Source organism: Nocardia sp. NBC_01503, assembly GCF_036327755.1.
In the GTDB taxonomy this organism is placed as follows: Bacteria; Actinomycetota; Actinomycetes; order Mycobacteriales; family Mycobacteriaceae; genus Nocardia.
On sequence record NZ_CP109596.1, the window covers coordinates 6,964,153 to 6,981,093 of the forward strand.

Here is a 16,941-nt window from a genome sequence, read left to right on the forward strand (position 1 = left end):
ACCCGCTCCACATCGGCGCGGGGGCGAAATCTAGGCTGGGGCCCATGTCCGACGTGCGTACCAGCTACCTCACCGACGGGGCCGAGATCTATCGGCGCTCGTTCGCCACGATTCGCTCCGAAGCCGATCTCGAGCGCTTCCCGGCGGATGTGTCGCAGGTCGTGGTGCGCATGATCCACGCCTGCGGGCAGGTGGATCTGGCCGCGGATGTGGAGTTCAGCAATGGTGTGGTGAATGCGGCGCGCGCGGCCATGCGGGCCGGAGCGCCCATTCTCTGCGATGCCAATATGGTGGCCTCGGGCGTGACCCGTAAGCGCCTGCCCGCCGACAACGAGGTGCTGTGCCTGCTCGGCGATCCCCGGGTGCCCGGGCTCGCGGCCGAGATGGGGAACACCAGATCCGTTGCGGCGCTGGAGCTCCTGCGTGATCGCATGGATGGCGCGGTGGTCGCCGTCGGCAATGCGCCGACCGCCCTGTTCCACCTCCTCGACATGCTCGACGCCGGTGCGCCCAAACCCGCCGCGGTGATCGGGATTCCGGTCGGATTCATCGGCGCGGCCGAATCCAAGCAGGCCCTGGCCGAGTACGGGGATATCGAATTCCTCACCGTGCGCGGACGACGCGGTGGCAGCGCCATGACCGCCGCCGCCCTCAATGCGATTGCGAGCGAACAGGAATGAGCGGCAAGCTCTGGGGCATCGGCCTCGGTCCGGGCGATCCGGAACTGGTGACGGTCAAGGCGGCGCGGATCATCGGCGCGGCCGATGTGATCGCGTTCCACAGCGCCAAGCACGGGCGCAGCATCTCGCGGGCCATCGCCGCGCCGTATATGCGCGCGGGGCAGCTCGAGGAGCACCTGGTCTACCCGGTGACCACCGAGACCACCGATCATCCGGGTGGTTATCAGGGCGCGATCGACGAGTTCTACGAGAGCGCGGCCGCCCGACTGGCCGAGCATCTCGAGGCCGGACGCTCGGTGGCGCTGCTGGCAGCCGGAGATCCGTTCTTCTACAGCTCTTTTCAGCATATGCATCGCCGCCTGGCCGATCGCTTCGAGAGTGAGATCATTCCGGGCGTCACCTCGGTCAGCGCCGCCTCCGCCGCGCTGGGCACCCCCCTGGTCGAGGGCGAGCAGGTGTTGTCGATACTGCCCGGCACCATGCCGGTCGAGGAGCTCACCGAGCGACTGCGCACCGCCGACGCGGCCGCCATCATGAAGCTCGGCCGCACGTATCCCGGTGTGCGCCAGGCGCTTTCGGATTCCGGCCGCCTGGATGACGCCTATTACGTCGAGCGCGCGAGCTCCACCCGTCAGCGGGTGTTGCGCGCCGCCGATGTCGATGAGGCGAGCGTTCCGTACTTCGCCATCACCATCGTCCCCGGCCCGAAGCCCGAGACCCGAATCGCCTTGACCGGCGCGGCTTCCGCAGCGACATCCGCCGCGCGGAACGACACCGCAGCGGCGAGCGATGCGAGCGTATCCACTGCGGCGCAGCGCAATTCGATGGGTGAGGTGGTCGTGGTCGGCCTCGGCCCCGGCGCGGCCGAATGGGTCACCCCCGAGGTCGCACGGGCGCTCGAAGCAGCGACCGATATCGTCGGCTACGCGACCTACGTGAATCGGGTGCCGGAGCGCGCGGGCCAACAGCGGCACTCCAGTGACAACAAGGTCGAATCCGAGCGCGCCGCAATGGCTTTGGACCTCGCCAAGAACGGGCATAAGGTCGTCGTTGTTTCCGGTGGCGACCCAGGGGTATTCGCCATGGCAGCGGCGGTGGTCGAGGAGTCGGCCGATCCGCAGTGGCGGGACGTCCCGGTGCGGGTGCTCCCCGGCGTAACCGCGGCAAGTGCGGTGGCGAGCCGTATGGGCGCACCGCTGGGCCACGATTTCGCCATGATCTCGCTATCGGACCGGCTCAAGCCGTGGGAGGTGGTGGCCGGGCGGATCTCCGCCGTGGCCGCGGCCGATATGGCGTTCGCCGTCTACAACCCGGCCTCCTCGCAGCGTAAGTGGCAGGTCGGGGCCATGCGGGATCTCGTGCTCGAGCATCGCAAACCCGAGACCCCGGTGGTGATCGGGCGCGATGTGGGCGGCCCGACCGAGACCGTGCGAGTGACCACCCTCGCCGAGTTGAACCCGGACGAGGTGGATATGCGCACGCTCCTGATCATCGGCGCCTCCACCACCACGGTGTTCGACACGGCCGACGGACCCAGGGTGTACACCTCTCGCCGATACGGCGATTAATATTCCATAGTGGAATACAGGCTGGAAGGAGTGTAGTGGCAGAGGAAAAGACCCAGCGCCCGCTCAATTCGACGGCCGCTTCCCTACTCGGTTTCCTACACCGGGGCGATATGTCCGGCTGGGACCTGGTCGCCCAGGCGCAGGACCGCATCGGCGATTTCTGGACCATCACCCAGAGCCAGGTCTACCGCGAGCTGGCGACCATGCATCAGATCGGGCTGGTCGAGAAGGGTGCGGCCGGTGCGCGCGATCGCACCCCGTACCGGATCACCGAGAACGGCCGGGAAGCCTTCGCCGAGTGGATCGCCCGCGATCCCGGAGCCGAAACCATCCGGGTACCACTGCTACTCACCCTCTCCTTCGGTGAATTCGTGGAGCGCACGCGACTGGATCGAATCATCGCCACCAACCGCCTCATTCACGAACAGCGCCTCTCCGGATACCTCGGCAGCCATGACGAACAACAGCTGTCCCCGTTCGAACGCGCCACCGTGGACTTCGGCATCCGCTACGAGCGTGCGGTACTGGCCTGGTTCGACCGCCTGCCGGAGCTACTCGAACCCACCAGCCGACTCTCCTGAACCGAGTTGCCGCAGCCAATCCCAGGCCGCGGCAACGGTTTCCACCTGATGCGCCCCCTCGGGCAACGCCGGGCGATCGATCACCACCACCGCGATTCCGAGGGAACGAGCGGCGGTGAGCTTGGCCCCGGTCAACGCTCCCCCGCTGTCCTTGGTCACCATGACATCGATGCGATGCGCGCGCAGCAGCGCGATCTCGTCCGCCAGCGCGAAAGGTCCACGCGCCAGCAATAATTCATGCCGAGCCGGTACCGCGCCCTCGGGCGGATCGATGGCGCGGATCAGAAACCACTGCCCCGCTTCGGCGAACGCCGCCACACCTTGCCGTCCAATGGTGAGAAATACCCGATCCCCCAGCCCCGCAACAGCTTCGGCCGCAGTCTTCAGATCAGGTACGCGAATCCAGCTGTCCCCCGGCTCTTCCCGCCATCCCGGGCGGCGCACATGCAGTACCGGCAATCCGGCGTCCGCGGCGGCCAGCGCGGCATTGGCGGTAATCCCCCCGGCGAACGGATGCGTGGCATCGACAACGGCGTCGATACCGTTCTCGCCCAGCCACTCCCGCAGCCCGTCCACTCCCCCGAATCCCCCGACCCGCACCCGCCCCACCGGCAGTACGGGTTCGCGGACACGACCGGCGAGCGAGGATACGATCTCATATCCTCGCTCGCCGGAGGCGATATCGGCGAGCTCCCGGGCTTCCCGGGTCCCGCCGAGAATCAAAATCCTCAGGGCTGCCCGCTGAAGTAGGCGATACCCGAATCGATCAGCGGCTGCCCACCCGCGATCAGCAGGCCGATCAACGCACCGAACGGCAACCCGATCCCGAAGAAGAACGCACCGATGATCGCGCCGATCACGCCACCGAGCGCGGCGTGCTGCAACTCGGAGAAGAACCATTCCTGCGACCCGATGAACTTGACCGACACATCCTTGGGCGCGGTCAGCGAAAGCTGCCGCCCATCCTGATCGATCGCCGCGGTCAACGCGACCTCCTGCTGCCCGACCTTGCCGACCAACGGCAACTGGGCCACAACCTGGCCGTCCTGCCCCTTGAGCGTGACAGCCTTGCCATCGGTATCGAGACTGAACGCGCCCCCGGTCACCTGGGTCACGACGGTCTTGCCGGTATCGGCCAGCTTCACCGCGTAATCGACCCCGTGATCCTGCCCCTGCGCCTGCGCGGCCGGCGTCAACTGCTGCACAGCAGCCGGAGCCGGATCAGCCGGAGCCGCATAACCGGTACCGGCGGCAATACCGGTCGCGGCGGCAGCCATGAGCGCGGTGACAGCGAACTTCCTGTACTTCATGAATCTCCCAAATTGGCTAGTACAGAACCCTATTTCGATCGGATTCCAGCACGTCACACTACCGTTGACCGATAGATGTTTCAGTATGGATGGTTCATTTCCGCGCCCGACTACAGTCTTGGTGTAAGTTTCGATGGTTTCAGTTCCTCCGGCATCTCGGAGTTGTCCACCATCACGTGCACGTATTCCCGCTGGTCTATGTAGTGACGCACGCAGAATGCGCGCCGTCCGCATGGCCCAATTGCGCACCAGCACGCCACTTATCGCCTGTCTTCCCTGCGGCATGGGTAGCCACGGTGTCTCGCGGGTTGCCCCAGATAACCCATTCCACCGCCGACCAACTGATGTTTCATCGGCCCACCGCCGGGTTCCATCTGTCTCGCGGCATTGCGGAACACTGCGGTAATCAGCGCGTAAGGCGTAGACCGGTCTGAACGCCCCGTCGCTTACCGGGCGTATTCCGCCCAAAGGCGGCAATCTCCCGCCCGGGATCGGACTTCCGCCAGGTGGGACTCGACCTCAGCGCCCTCGCTGGGTAGCCAAAGTTATTGGTGATCAACGCATTCGCGCGGTGTTCGCCACCGTCGTATCGCATACTTGTGGCGATCTGGACACATCACACTCAGGAGTCTGCGATGCCCGAGTCCGACTACCCGAGTTCGGTGCCGGTAGGGGTGGACACCACCCGCGCCAGCATCGCGCGGGTTTACGACGCCTTCCTCAATGGGAAGGACAACTTCGAGGTCGATCGTGAGGTGCTCGCACGGGTGCAGTCCGTCGCACCGCAGGCCACCGATCTGGCCTGGGCCAATCGCGACTTTCTGATTCGAGTGTGCCGCTTCCTGGTCCGCAATGCGGGAATCGATCAGTTCCTCGACCTCGGGTCCGGGCTGCCGACGGCGGAGAACACTCATCAGGTGGTGCAGCGCGTCAACCCGGACGCTCGTGTGGTGTACGTGGACAACGATCCGATGGTCCTCGCGCACGGCCGAGCACTGCTGGCCGAGAACACCAAAGCCACGATCTCCGCCTGCGATATCTTCCAGCCGCTGGAAGTGCTCAAGGACGCATCGGTTCTCGAACATCTGGATTTCACCCGCCCGCTGGCGCTGCTGCAGGTGGGGACACTGCACCACTACCTCGGCCAGGACTCGGCCGCGCTGATGCAGACCTACATCGACGCACTGCCCGCCGGCTCGTTCGTCGCGATCTCACACTTCTTCGACCCGCAGGATCCACAGGAGCCCGAGCTCAGCGAACTGGCGGCGCAGATGGAGGACAAGTTCATTCACAGCCCGATGGGCAGCGGCCGCTTCCGCACACGCGAGGAAATCCAGGCCATGTTCGGTGATCTGGAGATGATCGAACCCGGATTGGTGCTGTGCGACGACTGGTGGCAGGACGGCCCGCGCCTGCGCATGCTCAGCGCGGTGCGCCACTGCATAGTCGGCGGCGTCGGCCGCAAGGCGGAGTAACTCTCGATGCCGTCTGCGGCGCCTACGAGGCCGCAGACGGCATCGACCCGGCTGATCGTGGTTCTTCGCGGGATTCGGCTACCACGTCACCGGATCGACCGGCACGCTATTCCGCTACGGCATCGTTGTGGGCGCCACCGGACCGGCCGGATTGGCCATCCTGCTGGCCGGACACCGGCCGCACCTCCGGGACCGTTGAACTATGTCGGCATGAACCCCAAGGTCGACCACCGCACTGTCCCGCTACCCGGTCCGTAGCGGTTCTCCCGAACGACGACGAGCACGCCCAGCGACTCCCGGCGGAATCGACGACGATCTCGGATTCGGGATCGTGCGAATCACCCGCGACCAGCGGTGGCAGCCTGGCCATCTCCTGCAACCATCGCGAAATCTGTTGCTGGCGAGCGCATTCGAATCGGAGACCGGTTCTGTCTTCACACCGCATCCTTGACGACCGCGACGCCGGTGCGGCCGCCATCGACGTCGATGACGGTGCCGTGCACGAACGCGGCATCGTCGGAGGCAAGGTATACGGCTGCGGCGGCGATGGCATCCGGATGTCCGGTGCGCCCCGCCGGGGTGCCGTGCATCAGCACTCCCAGGGGGTCGGTTCCGGTGTCCTGCTCGGGGGTCACGATGACCCCCGGTGAGATGGCATTGACCCGGATGCCTTGGCTACCGAACTCGGATGACCAAGCGCGGGTGAGGGTTTCGATCGCACCCTTGGTCGAGGCGTAGAGGGCGCCCACCGGCAGGCTCAGGCGGGCAACCCACGATCCGAGGTTGATGACCACGCCGTCACCGCGGCTGATCATGCCGGGAACAACCGCCTGGGTGAGGAAGAAGGCGGCTTTGACATTGACGGCGTAGACGCGATCGAACGTCTCCTCATCGGTGGTCAGGGTGCTCCCCGGGGGAAATATCCCGGCATTGTTGACCAGGATGTCGATGTGCCCGCCCAGTTGTTCGGTCGCCGCCGCGGCAAGGGCTCGGCTGGCGGCGAGGCTGCCGTCGAGATCGGCGGCGATGAAGTCGGCCTGCCCACCCGCTCCGCGGATATGGGCGACGACAGCGTCGCCCCGGCTTCGGTCCCGCCCGGAGACGATGACGTGCGCTCCTTCGGCGGCGAAGGCGAGCGCGGTGGCGCGCCCGATATTGCTGGTGGAGCCGGTGATCAGGGCTGTCTTGCCGTGCAGTCGCGAGGACATGGGTTCTCCTTTGTTCGTCGGTGACGTGGATCGTGGTGAGCGAGCGAAGTCCCGAACCGCGTCGGTGAAACGTTCCGGTTCCTCCAGATGCCCCAGGTGTCCGCTGTGTTCCAGGACCACCAGCCGCGAGCCGGGGATGAGCTCGTGCAGTTCCCGGCCCCACCGTGGTCCGCAGATGACATCGAAGAGACCCACGATGACCAGCGCCGGGACGGTCACCTTCGGCAGGTCGGCGCGGTCGTCGACGAGATCGGGGGAACCGATCGCGTCCAGTCCCGAGATGTAGCTGGCGCGCAACGCATCTCGCACCGGAGCCCAGCGCCGTTCGTCGCCCCAGTAGTCGGCGATATACGAGGGCAGCACGCCGCGGGCGACGGCAAGGGTCTGCTCATCGGTCGAAATGTCTTGCATCGCCGCGAAAGTCGCGAGCACATCGTTCAATCCGGGGCGATCGGCGTGCGCCGCGGCGAACTCCTGCAGCCGCCGTGCGGCCTCCGCACCGTGCTCGGGTCCGGTTACCGGTGCGCCCTCGTACAGGATGATGCCCGCGAGCCCGGCGGGGCGGTGGATCGCATGGTAGGCGGCGACGAACGCCCCGTGTGAGTGGCCGAGCAGATAGACCTTCGGCACACCGAGATGATCGATGATCCGTTGCAGCGCAATGCTGTAGCGCTCGCGCGTATAGCCGTTCGGATGCGTCGGCAGTCGGCCGGATTCGCCGGTGCCGAGCGCCTCGACGTACACCATGGTCAGGTGCTTCTCCAGCTCGGGCGTGCGCAGGTACTCCCAGCCGATGCCCGGTCCGCCGGGATGAGCCAGGCAGACCGGTCCGCTGCCGTACACGTGGTACCGCTGAGTGACGCCGTCGGAGTCGAAAGCGTGCACGCCGGGTGCGAGAGGCTCGGCGGGAGACTGGGTGGACATCGGGTGAGAGCGAACGGTAGCCATGGAAATACCTTCGCCGCCGGTGACAGGGCGCCGAATCTGTCAGATGACGCTGTCTTGACGTAATCCGGACCATGCCGATGTTCGGCCGACCACGGCCGGTCCGGAGAGATCGGTTTCGAGACGTTCGTCGCCACCAATTCCTGTCGTAGGCACGAGAGCCTCCAGCACGCACCGCGGTCGCCTGACGAATTGCGTTCGCGCGCTTGAGCTCTCCAGCAGCCGCTGCGCAACCGAGTGCGTATGATCTTGCGACGTGGAGCCTGTTGGGTACGAACCCTTCGGTGTAAGTGCCGGCCCGGGAGCGACGAGTGCGCTACTCCCTCGACGAACGCGCATGGAGTTCGGCGCGCGTCCAACGCCCACGCTGAAGAACCTATTTCCCTGAAATCAGGGCCAGCTCAGAGGCATTCTGAGATCGCTCAGTCCATCGCTGCGACCCTGCCCACACCTGGAGTCATGTCGTTGACAACACCCTACGATCCCCCCTCGCCGGCCGGCTGGAGTGAGGCGCCGGCCTCGACCGTCACCGCCCACGACCACACCCCGGTTCCCCTGTACACACCCGAGTTCGCCGCCGATCCGCATTGGTTCTACGCCGAGATGCGTCGTAAGTTCGGTTCCCTGGTTCCGGTGGAGCTATCGCCCGGTATCGCGGCGACATTGGTGATCGGCTACCGCGCCGCGGTACAGATCAACAACGATCCGCAGCGTTTCCGGGCCGACCCCCGCACCTGGGAGAAGAACATACCCGCCGACTGTCCGGTACTCCCGATGCTGCAGTACCGTCCGAACGCTTTGCGCAGCGCGGGCCAGGCTCATGAGCGCTATCGCAAAGCCAGCGTGGACAGTATCGACGCCATCAACCTCTACGGTATCCACCTCGAGATAGAGCAGATGGCGATCCCGCAGATCAACACGTTCTGTCTGGACGGGCAGGCGGATCTGATCAGCCAGTACGCGCTCCCGGTCACCTTCGCCTATCTCAACGCCATGGTCGGGTGCCCGGCCGATATCGGGCAGCAGGTGGCGCAGGGTATGGCGATGATGTTCGAGGGCACCGAGGCCGGGGAGGGCAGCGCGCTGTTCGCCCGCGCGCTGTTGGAGCTGGTACAGCTCAAACAGATCAAACCGGGCGAGGATGTGACGACGCGGTTGGTGACCCACGCGGCGGAGCTGACCGATGAGGAGCTCGTCCATCAGCTGGTCACGATCTACGGCGCGGGGATCGAACCCCTGACGAACCTGATCGCGAATACGGTGCTGCTGATGCTCACCGACGACAGGTTCTCGGGGGCGACCGCATCGACGACGCGGGATGCGTTGAACGAGTTGCTGTTCAAGGATCCGCCGCTGGCGAACTTCGGTATCACCTACCCGGCGCAGCCGAGCAAGGTCGAGGGCGTCTGGTTGCCGCCCAATCAACCGGTCGTCACCAGCATGTCCGCGTGCAATAACGATCCCGCGATCTCCGGGGTCCACCACGGCAACAACTCACATCTGGCGTGGGGCACCGGACCGCATGCCTGCCCCGCGCAGGACGTCGCCTACTCCGTCGCCCACAACGCCATCGATCAGCTCTTCGATGCGCTACCGGAGATCCAGCTCGCCCACCCTGCCGACCAATTGATCTGGCGACCAGGGCCTTTCCATCGATCCCTGGCGAAGCTGCCGGTGGTTTTCCCGCCCTCGCGAACTCTCTTCTGACCGCTCTGCCGATCCCTCGGGATGCCGATCCGGCATCCCGAGGATCAGCAGGCTCTCCGCCACCTTTCGTGGCCCGGCGGGCCACGCGTCTCCGCTACCCGGCCTGAAGTCTGTGCGGCACAGCACCATCGGCGCTTCGCGAGTATCCCGGTGCGAGTCTGTGGATTCGCCCCCTGATGGCTGACCGCCATCGGATCCGCATCGGCCGGCCGCGGCCGAACCTGCCGGTCGATGGCCTCAGCCCGCGATCTCACTGAGGCCGCATGCATGCGGTAAGCCGAGGTAGACACGAAATACTTTGTGACACAGCGTGCTTGTGCCCGCGCCCTATGTTGCCCCGCGACGGCGTCGCGGCGGGGTCGGCAACCGCGTTCACCGGAGCGTTTGCCTGCCGACCTGCGGAAGTGTTGCTGTCCCCTCGTTTCTGGCGGCCGGTGCGCCGAGAGTGGGTATGATCAGGTGACTGACCCGAGAGCTGCTGTGGCCGCACATCTTTGGTGTAGCGGCCTGCGCGCTCGAAGGCCGGCAGCTCTCTGATCTCTTCCCGGTTACAGTCTTCCGTCGCATTGAAGACGGGGAATTTGTCGCCTGTTTCGCTTTCGTTGATCACGTATTCGTTGACAGGAACCGTTCCTTGACCATGTCACTATGCCCGCTATCAGGCACCTGCCTGCCCCTGCCGACCGATATCGGTGGTGTTCTCGGGTGAGGCTCCATTCGACAGAGTTCACCGATGACCCACATCGCGCATATGAGAAGATGCGCAGCGCCCATGGCGATCTGGTGCCGGTCGAGGTGGCGCCGGGGGTGGCGGCGACGCTGGTCACCGGCTACTACGCAGCGCGCCACATACTCGGTAACCCGGCCGGCTTTCCCGCGGACCCCAGGCCGGGGCAGTCCGACGCCCCCACCGGATGTCCAGCACTCTCGCTGATGCGGTGGCAGCCCAACGCATTACGCGCCGCGGGAGACGCAGATGCCGTGTACCGGAACGCCATCGCGGCGAGTCTCGACCGCATCGACCTATACGCGTTGCGGAACACCGTCGAACACACCGCTGTCGCGCTGATCAACCGGTTCTGCGAAGCGGGAACCGCCGATCTGCTCGGCGATTACGCGATCCCACTCACTGTCGAGGCGCTCGAGGCTGTGCTGGGACTCTCGATCGAGTCCGGGGACGAGGCATATACGGCAATCATGCTGCGCCGCGACGCGGTGGACGCCGCGGCGGCCGCCCAGGCAGACGAACTGCTCGTCACCGTGCTGCGAGAAGTGCTGGCCGCCAAGCGCGTAGCCCCGGCCGCGGATGTGGCGTCACGGCTGCTCGAGCACGCCACCGAGCTATCCGACGAGGAGCTGGCCCACCAGGCGGCCATGCTGTATCTGACGGGCTCGGAACCGACGTGGAACTTGATCGCGAACACCCTGCTCTCGATGCTCACCGATGACGGGTTCGGCGGCGAACTCCTCGGCGGCGGACTCTCCGTCCGGGATGCGATCGATGAAGTGCTGTTCACGGATCCACCGATAGCGAACGCCTGCATCAGCTACCCGCGTCAGCCGCAGATCATCGGTGAGGTGTGGCTACCGGAGCATCAACCGGTGATCATCAGCCTGGCAGCCTGCAATACCGACCCCGCGGTGACCGGCGACCGCAAAGGCAATCGTTCACATCTCGCTTGGGGCGCGGGCCCACGCATGTGCCCCGGGCAGGCTGCGGCATCGGTCATCGTGGAGGTGGCTCTCGACCAACTGCTCGACGCGCTACCGGACATATCCCTGTCGGTAGACCCGCAGCAGTTGCGGTGGCGCCCGGACCCATTCCATCGCGCTCTGACGCAGTTACCGGTCACCTTCCTCCCCGCCCCGCCACTGCCTGCGCCGCACTGATGCGGGCTCCTCACGCTTCGGGACGCCCGGAAAGGACTTGATCGAGGAGACCCCATTGTCACCATCGCGGGCGCCGTTGCCCTGACATCGAGAACGCCGCAACATTCTCGCCTCGATACCTACCGGTCCAACCCGTCTGTCTCGGTCCACTTTCGATGGTGCGCCGAACCACTCGGGCAATTCATCAGCAATCTCGACCAGTGAGACGCGGATCTTCGACTGGCGCGACCGCGGCGAAGCGCCGAGACACCAGCCGTCGAATATCTGCATGGAGACGGCTGATTCGACTGGATTCAGGCGCTCAGGGAGGTTCGGGCGACGGATCAGGTAGATATCGCAGGTATGACATCACGTGATTCCACTGCCGATCTGACGTACCTCGACGCCACTGCGGCGTTGCGGCTCTTCACCAGTCGCGAGTTGTCGCCGGTCGAATTGATGACGGCGGTCATCGAGCGGACCGAGAAGGTCGAGCCGACGATCAATGCGTTCGCGGAGCGGCTCTTCGATGAGGCAATGGCTCAGGCGGTCTCGGCCGAGCGCCGGTATCTGGGTAAGGATGGTGGCGCGCCGCGGGCGTTGGAGGGGTTGCCGGTCGCGGCGAAGGAGAAGCATGCGCTTGCCGGGCGATCCCTTACCGAGGGGTCGCTGGTCAACGCGGGGGTGGTGGCCGAGGAGAACGCGCCGGTGATCGATCGGATCCTGAACGCGGGGGGCATTGTTCACGCTCGAACCACCACGCCGGAGTTCTCGATCGCGACGTTCACCCAGTCACGGCTGTGGGGTGTCACCCGCAATCCGTGGAATCCGTACTTCTCGACGGCGGGGTCCTCGGGTGGTTCCGGGGCGGCGCTGGCCGCGGGCACCGCCGCGCTGGCCACCGGGTCGGATATCGGGGGTTCGACGCGACTGCCCGCCGCGCTCAATGGCGTCGTCGGATTCAAGGCCCCGTACGGGCGCGTCCCCGGCGCGGGAATCATGCCCAATGACCACTATCGGGGTGACAGCCCGATGGCGCGCACCGTCGACGATACGGTTCTGTTGCAGAATGTGCTGGCCGGTCCGGACCCTCGGGATCACACCAGTATCGCGCCGAAGTATGTGCTGCCCAACGAATTCGACGATGTCGCGGGTATGCGAATCGCATTGTGCGTCAACCTCGGCGAGTATCGGGTGCATCCGGAGATGGCGGCGAATACCCGCGCCACCGCGCAGGCGCTGGCGGCGGCCGGAGCGATCGTGGAGGAAATCGAGCTGCCCTGGGCCCAATTCGACATTCTCATCGCGACGGCCGGGCACTTCGGCCATATGTTCAGCACCTTGGTCGAGGAGTTCACCGCCGGAAAGCGGGAACTGGTCTGCGATTACACCGCGGCCTATCTCGATGTCACGGCGCAGGCCCGGCAGAACATCAGCTATATGGACGCGTTGCGCGCCGAGAAACGACTGCAACTCCAATTGGCGGCGGCGATGACCGGATTCGACGCGCTGCTCTGCCCCACCACCGCGGTACCCGGCTGGGCCGCCGACGACCAACTCCAGGGCGAACGCCTCATCGTGCACGGTACGGACGTCGGCGAAACCTTCTGGGCCGCAATGACCATGCCCTTCAATATCAACAACCGCTGCCCGGTGCTCAACGTCCCGTCCGGGCGCTCCGAATGGGGCATCCCGACCGGCGTACAGATCGTCGGACACCCCTATGACGATGCGGCCGTGTTCCGCGTCGGCAAGGCGCTGGAACAGCTGCGCCCGTGGGCATACCATCCCGGGAACCGCCCGGCGCTCCAGCCGGACGGGTTCAGCATTCGACGGTATTGACCGCGACGGCGACCGCCAGGCCGCCGGTCGCGGTCTCCTTGTACTTCACGCTCATATCCCGGCCCGTCGCCCGCATGGTCTCGATGACCTGATCCAGGCTGACACGGTGAATTCCATTGCCGCGCATCGCCATGCGTGCGGCATTGATGGCCTTGCCCGCGGAGATGGCATTGCGTTCGATACACGGGATCTGCACCAGACCACCGATCGGATCGCAGGTGAGCCCGAGACTGTGCTCCATCGCGATCTCGGCGGCATTCTCCACCTGTTCCGGTGTGCCACCGAGGATTTCAGCGAGCCCCGCGGCCGCCATGGCGGCCGCCGAACCCACCTCGCCTTGGCAGCCGACCTCCGCCCCCGAGATGGAGGCGCGCTCCTTGCACAGTGAGCCGATGGCTCCGGCGGTGAGCAGGAAGCGCACGGCCGTACCATCGGGATCCTGTTGCCCCGCAGTGGTGTACCGCGTCGCGAAATGCAGCACCGCCGGGATGATGCCCGCGGCCCCGTTGGTCGGCGCGGTCACCACCCGGCCACCGGCGGCATTCTCCTCATTGACCGCCAGCGCCACCAGATTCACCCAGTCCTCGGCATATTCGGGCGCGCGGTGCGGGTCCTCGGCGGAGAGTCGCTCGAACCACTGCCGGGCGCGGCGGCGCACCCGCAGCGGCCCCGGCAGATAACCGTCGAGCGAGCAGCCGCGCTCGCAGCACGCGATCATCACATCACGCAGGTGCAGCAGCTTTGCCCGAATCTCCGACTCGGCGGCACTGGCCAGCTCACCGGCGAGCATCACACCGCTGATCGGCATTCCGTGAACGATGGTGAGGCGCAGCAACTCCGACGCGGAACCGAACGACATCGGATGGTCGGCGCGGATATGCCGGACCCGTTCGTCCCCGTTCGCGCCGACGATGAATCCGCCACCGACCGAGAAGTACGTCCGAACCAGCAGCTCGTCACCGTCGCGGGCAATAGCGGTCAGGGTCAGAGCATTCGGGTGCGCGTCGAGCACGATGCCCGGGTGCCGCACGATGTCGTCCTCGGTGAGCGGTACGGGCACCGACCCGGCGAGCCGAGTCCGACCCTCGATGCGCAGCGCCCGCAGCCGAGCCTGCAATGCATCCGGCTCGCTGTCCTCGGGCCGAAAGCCCTCCAGCCCCAAGAGGATCGCGGAGAAGGTGCCGTGGCCCGCGCCCGTTGCGGCCAGCGAGCCGTACAGGTCGACACGAACACCGGCGGTGGCGGCGAGCACGCCGGAACCGGCGAGCTCGGATACGAATCTCCCGGCGGCCCGCATGGGCCCCACGGTATGCGAGCTCGATGGTCCGATGCCGATGGTGAAGAGATCGAAAACGCTGACCGTCAACGGTTTCCGCCTATCGCTCGGCCAGGGCGGCGTATTGCGCGGCGCTGAGCAGCTCACCCGCATCGGTCGGCAATACGGCGAACAGCCAGCCCGCGCCGTACGGGTCCGCGCCCACCAGATTCGGGTCCTCCACCGCGGCCGCGTTCACCAGCGTCACCCGTCCGGTGACCGGTGAGTAGAGCTCGGAGACGGCTTTGGTCGATTCGACCTCGCCGCAGACGGCGCCGGCCTCGACCAGTCCGCCGACGAGCGGGAGGTCCAGGTAGACCAGATCACCCAGTGCCGCGATGGCTACGGCGGTGATGCCGATTCGCACCGGTGCGTCCTGAAACGGTGTGCCCGGGGTCAGCATGACCCATTCGTGTTCGGCGGTATAGGCGCGATCGGCGGGCAGGGCGGTAACTGACATGAGGACTCCGGATCACTGGGCCCGGCGAACCGGGCAGGACAGGGGGTCCTCCCCGATCTGTCCTGACACCTGAGAGTTTGGGCCACACCGTGATTCACCGGTGGCGCTACACCTTCGGTATAGGCGATCGACCTGCGGCCGCGCCTATTCTCCAGAGTTGCCTCGGCGTAGCGGTACGTGGGCCTGAGAGATTCCCGGGGAGGAACTTGCTCCTACGGCGCCTGCTGACCAGGCTCTCCCGCTGCGTGTCATCGGCGTATTGAGTTGTCTGCGGCAGATTACCCCGAGATCGCCGAATATGCGCGACATGATCGGGCCGTTGTCGAATCTCGGCGAAATGCCACCCGCGCATGCCGCTATCCGGCAAATTCCCGCTCGCACTTTCCGGGCACCTCACTGTGACTGCCATTACACCGATTCGCGACGAGTCAGCGTCGACTCCCCCACCCCGAGTACTCCCGCCGGACGGGATCGAGAAGGAACGAAATATGAGGGAACATATGAGAATTCGCACCTCCACCGGTATTGCGATCGCGGCCGCGGCGTGCGTCACCGTGGCCGCGGCGACGGCCGCCGCCGAACCGGAATCGGTCGCCGCCCCGCCGGTCTCCTATCACACCGAGGTCGCCGGTGCCTCGATCGTCACCGAACTCGCAGGCGGCACATTCGCGTCGACCGTGGATCAGCGGTCGATCGAAGTACGTGACGCCGCGGGCCGGGCACTGGACACGCTGCCGTTGACAGCCGCGATCGATGGGGTGAGTTTGCCACTGCACCAATCGATCTCCCCCGACGGGCGCACCTTGACGCTGACTCCCGACCTGTCCGGAGCGGATCGCACCACCGTGCGCCCGGTGGCCTCCCCGGTGGAGAATCAGCTGGCCATGAACGATCTGATCAACTCGGTCAGCATCAGCACCTCGATCGGCAGTCTGATCGGCACCGCGATAGGCGCGGTCGCCGGAATCGGCGTGGGCCTCGCGGTCGCCGGGGCGTCCTGCCTGGTGCTGAGCCTGGGCTGTGTGGTGGCGGTGCTGCCGATCGTCACCCTGGTCGGCGCGGCGGGCGGGCTGACCGGGCTGGTGCTCGCGGGTGGTCCGACCGCCGCGGTCGCCGCCTTCAACTACTTCACCACCCTCAATGCCGCGCCGGGCGCCAGTATCTATGCCCAGCAGGTACCGGGCGCGAACCGCTGACCGGAGGGAGACCAGATGCGCATCGGCACCACAGTTCTCGCTATGACCGTGGCCTCGGCCGCGATCACGGCCGCGACGGTCACGGCCGTTCCCGCCAACGCGGAACCGGATCCCGGATGGCGGGCGACGGTCGACGCGGAAGCGGTGATCAGCACACTCGACGCGGGCATATTCGTACTGTCCGCGGATCAGCGGTCCGTCTCGGTACGCGATGAGCGCGGACAGCAGATCACCGAACTGCCCCTGATCGTTCAACTCGACGGCCTCGAATACGCTCTTCGACAAGAGATTTCGCCGGATGCCCGGCGACTGACCCTCACCCCGGATGCGGCGTTGCGGGCGGTCGCGGCGGCGCGGCCGATCGCCTCACCGGTGGAGAATCAGCTCGCCCTCGGTGAACTCGCCGGAAAGATGACCACGGCCAGCCTGCTGGGCACCGTGGGCGGCACCGTCATCGGCCTATTGGTCGGCGCGGTGATCGGACTCGGCTCCTGCTTGATCGTGGGACCGGGTTGTCTGGCCACCGCACCCGCAGCACTCGCGGCCTTCGCGGGCGCGGGCGGCCTGGCCGGGACGCTGCTCGCGGGCGGCGGCACCTTGGCCACCGGTTTGTGGAAATACCTCAGCACACTGCAGGCGGCCCCCGGTGAAAGCGCCTACGCCGAGCAGGGCGGCCTCCTGAACCCGGACGGCACGGGCGTACCGGATGCGAACCTCAGGCTGCCGAAAATCAGTATCCCGAGCGGTTCATCCAGTCTCTCCGCCGGACACTGACGAAACACCGA

14 protein-coding genes, 1 pseudogene and 1 riboswitch are annotated in these 16,941 nt (G+C 66.1%); of the genes and pseudogenes, 10 read left to right on the forward strand and 5 right to left on the reverse strand.

All coding sequences use genetic code 11. The features are described 5' to 3' along the window. Window positions 1-44: 44 nt before the first annotated feature. Genes OHB26_RS31930 through OHB26_RS31940 form a run of 3 tightly spaced genes read left to right on the forward strand, consistent with a single transcriptional unit; the run spans window position 45 to window position 2,829 of the window. On the forward strand, window positions 45-680 hold the full coding sequence (locus OHB26_RS31930) for a precorrin-8X methylmutase (protein ID WP_330180965.1): 636 nt from the start codon (window positions 45-47) through the stop codon (window positions 678-680). Further along, window positions 677-2,248: a precorrin-3B C(17)-methyltransferase gene (gene cobJ, locus OHB26_RS31935; RefSeq protein WP_330180966.1), complete on the forward strand. Its 1,572-nt coding sequence runs from the start codon at window positions 677-679 to the stop codon at window positions 2,246-2,248. Before OHB26_RS31930 ends, cobJ begins: the two co-directional genes overlap by 4 nt. Window positions 2,249-2,283: 35 nt before the next feature. Beyond that, a complete protein-coding gene (locus OHB26_RS31940) occupies window positions 2,284-2,829 on the forward strand; it encodes a PadR family transcriptional regulator (protein ID WP_330180967.1) in 546 nt (181 codons plus the stop codon). Here the strand turns inward: OHB26_RS31940 and OHB26_RS31945 are convergent. Both OHB26_RS31945 and OHB26_RS31950 read right to left on the reverse strand, forming a co-directional pair. Continuing rightward, window positions 2,800-3,561, reverse strand: coding sequence for a cobalt-precorrin-6A reductase (locus tag OHB26_RS31945; RefSeq protein ID WP_330185845.1), 762 nt, complete (start codon window positions 3,559-3,561; stop codon window positions 2,800-2,802). The two genes, OHB26_RS31940 and OHB26_RS31945, sit on opposite strands and share 30 nt — an antisense overlap. Then, window positions 3,558-4,139 carry a hypothetical protein gene (locus OHB26_RS31950; protein ID WP_330180968.1) on the reverse strand — a complete coding sequence of 194 codons (582 nt, stop codon included), beginning with the start codon at window positions 4,137-4,139 and terminating at the stop codon, window positions 3,558-3,560. Before OHB26_RS31950 ends, OHB26_RS31945 begins: the two co-directional genes overlap by 4 nt. A 635-nt stretch (window positions 4,140-4,774) precedes the next feature. Between OHB26_RS31950 and OHB26_RS31955 the strand changes: the two genes are divergently transcribed. After that, entirely contained in the window at window positions 4,775-5,614 is an 840-nt protein-coding gene (locus OHB26_RS31955) for an SAM-dependent methyltransferase (protein WP_330180969.1), read from the forward strand. Window positions 5,615-5,915: 301 nt separating this feature from the next. Next, window positions 5,916-6,029 (forward strand): annotated as a pseudogene (locus OHB26_RS39785) (acyl-CoA desaturase); the annotation flags it as partial. Between the two features lie 19 nt (window positions 6,030-6,048). Here OHB26_RS39785 and OHB26_RS31960 read toward each other — a convergent pair. Beyond that, window positions 6,049-7,746 carry an SDR family oxidoreductase gene (locus tag OHB26_RS31960; protein ID WP_330180970.1) on the reverse strand — a complete coding sequence of 566 codons (1,698 nt, stop codon included), beginning with the start codon at window positions 7,744-7,746 and terminating at the stop codon, window positions 6,049-6,051. A 480-nt stretch (window positions 7,747-8,226) separates the two neighbouring features. On the opposite strand from OHB26_RS31960, the gene OHB26_RS31965 reads away from it, so the two are divergent. The 3 genes from OHB26_RS31965 to OHB26_RS31975 all read left to right on the forward strand — a co-directional run bounded on the left by OHB26_RS31965 (window position 8,227) and on the right by OHB26_RS31975 (window position 13,185). Continuing rightward, window positions 8,227-9,474, forward strand: a complete 1,248-nt coding sequence (locus OHB26_RS31965; protein ID WP_442942766.1) for a cytochrome P450 — start codon at window positions 8,227-8,229, stop codon at window positions 9,472-9,474. A gap of 759 nt (window positions 9,475-10,233) precedes the next feature. Continuing rightward, window positions 10,234-11,364, forward strand: coding sequence for a cytochrome P450 (locus tag OHB26_RS31970; protein WP_330180972.1), 1,131 nt, complete (start codon window positions 10,234-10,236; stop codon window positions 11,362-11,364). A gap of 342 nt (window positions 11,365-11,706) precedes the next feature. Beyond that, window positions 11,707-13,185 (forward strand): amidase, encoded by a 1,479-nt coding sequence (locus tag OHB26_RS31975; RefSeq protein ID WP_330180973.1) that lies wholly within the window; start codon window positions 11,707-11,709, stop codon window positions 13,183-13,185. Here OHB26_RS31975 and OHB26_RS31980 read toward each other — a convergent pair. Both OHB26_RS31980 and OHB26_RS31985 read right to left on the reverse strand, forming a co-directional pair. Then, on the reverse strand, window positions 13,166-14,551 hold the full coding sequence (locus OHB26_RS31980) for an L-serine ammonia-lyase (RefSeq protein WP_330180974.1): 1,386 nt from the start codon (window positions 14,549-14,551) through the stop codon (window positions 13,166-13,168). The two genes, OHB26_RS31975 and OHB26_RS31980, sit on opposite strands and share 20 nt — an antisense overlap. Before the next feature lie 10 nt (window positions 14,552-14,561). Next, window positions 14,562-14,960: a glycine cleavage system protein H gene (locus OHB26_RS31985; RefSeq protein WP_330180975.1), complete on the reverse strand. Its 399-nt coding sequence runs from the start codon at window positions 14,958-14,960 to the stop codon at window positions 14,562-14,564. A gap of 161 nt (window positions 14,961-15,121) precedes the next feature. Continuing rightward, window positions 15,122-15,211, reverse strand: a riboswitch (glycine riboswitch). A gap of 237 nt (window positions 15,212-15,448) precedes the next feature. Between OHB26_RS31985 and OHB26_RS31990 the strand changes: the two genes are divergently transcribed. Both OHB26_RS31990 and OHB26_RS31995 read left to right on the forward strand, forming a co-directional pair. Further along, entirely contained in the window at window positions 15,449-16,156 is a 708-nt protein-coding gene (locus OHB26_RS31990) for a hypothetical protein (RefSeq protein WP_330180976.1), read from the forward strand. A gap of 15 nt (window positions 16,157-16,171) precedes the next feature. Further along, a complete protein-coding gene (locus OHB26_RS31995) occupies window positions 16,172-16,930 on the forward strand; it encodes a hypothetical protein (protein ID WP_330180977.1) in 759 nt (252 codons plus the stop codon). Window positions 16,931-16,941: the final 11 nt, after the last annotated feature.

Excerpts from the sequence above, each read along its gene's own strand:
- cobJ (WP_330180966.1), top strand. The coding sequence starts at position 677 with ATGAGCGGCAAGCTCTGGGGCATCGGCCTCGGTCCGGGCGATCCGGAA.
- OHB26_RS31950 (WP_330180968.1), bottom strand. The coding sequence starts at position 4,139 with ATGAAGTACAGGAAGTTCGCTGTCACCGCGCTCATGGCTGCCGCCGCG.
- OHB26_RS31955 (WP_330180969.1), top strand. The coding sequence starts at position 4,775 with ATGCCCGAGTCCGACTACCCGAGTTCGGTGCCGGTAGGGGTGGACACC.
- OHB26_RS31995 (WP_330180977.1), top strand. The coding sequence starts at position 16,172 with ATGCGCATCGGCACCACAGTTCTCGCTATGACCGTGGCCTCGGCCGCG.
- OHB26_RS31930 (WP_330180965.1), top strand. The coding sequence starts at position 45 with ATGTCCGACGTGCGTACCAGCTACCTCACCGACGGGGCCGAGATCTAT.
- OHB26_RS31965 (WP_442942766.1), top strand. The coding sequence starts at position 8,227 with ATGTCGTTGACAACACCCTACGATCCCCCCTCGCCGGCCGGCTGGAGT.
- OHB26_RS31960 (WP_330180970.1), bottom strand. The coding sequence starts at position 7,746 with ATGTCCACCCAGTCTCCCGCCGAGCCTCTCGCACCCGGCGTGCACGCT.
- OHB26_RS31990 (WP_330180976.1), top strand. The coding sequence starts at position 15,449 with ATGAGGGAACATATGAGAATTCGCACCTCCACCGGTATTGCGATCGCG.
- OHB26_RS31985 (WP_330180975.1), bottom strand. The coding sequence starts at position 14,960 with ATGTCAGTTACCGCCCTGCCCGCCGATCGCGCCTATACCGCCGAACAC.
- OHB26_RS31975 (WP_330180973.1), top strand. The coding sequence starts at position 11,707 with ATGACATCACGTGATTCCACTGCCGATCTGACGTACCTCGACGCCACT.
- OHB26_RS31970 (WP_330180972.1), top strand. The coding sequence starts at position 10,234 with ATGCGCAGCGCCCATGGCGATCTGGTGCCGGTCGAGGTGGCGCCGGGG.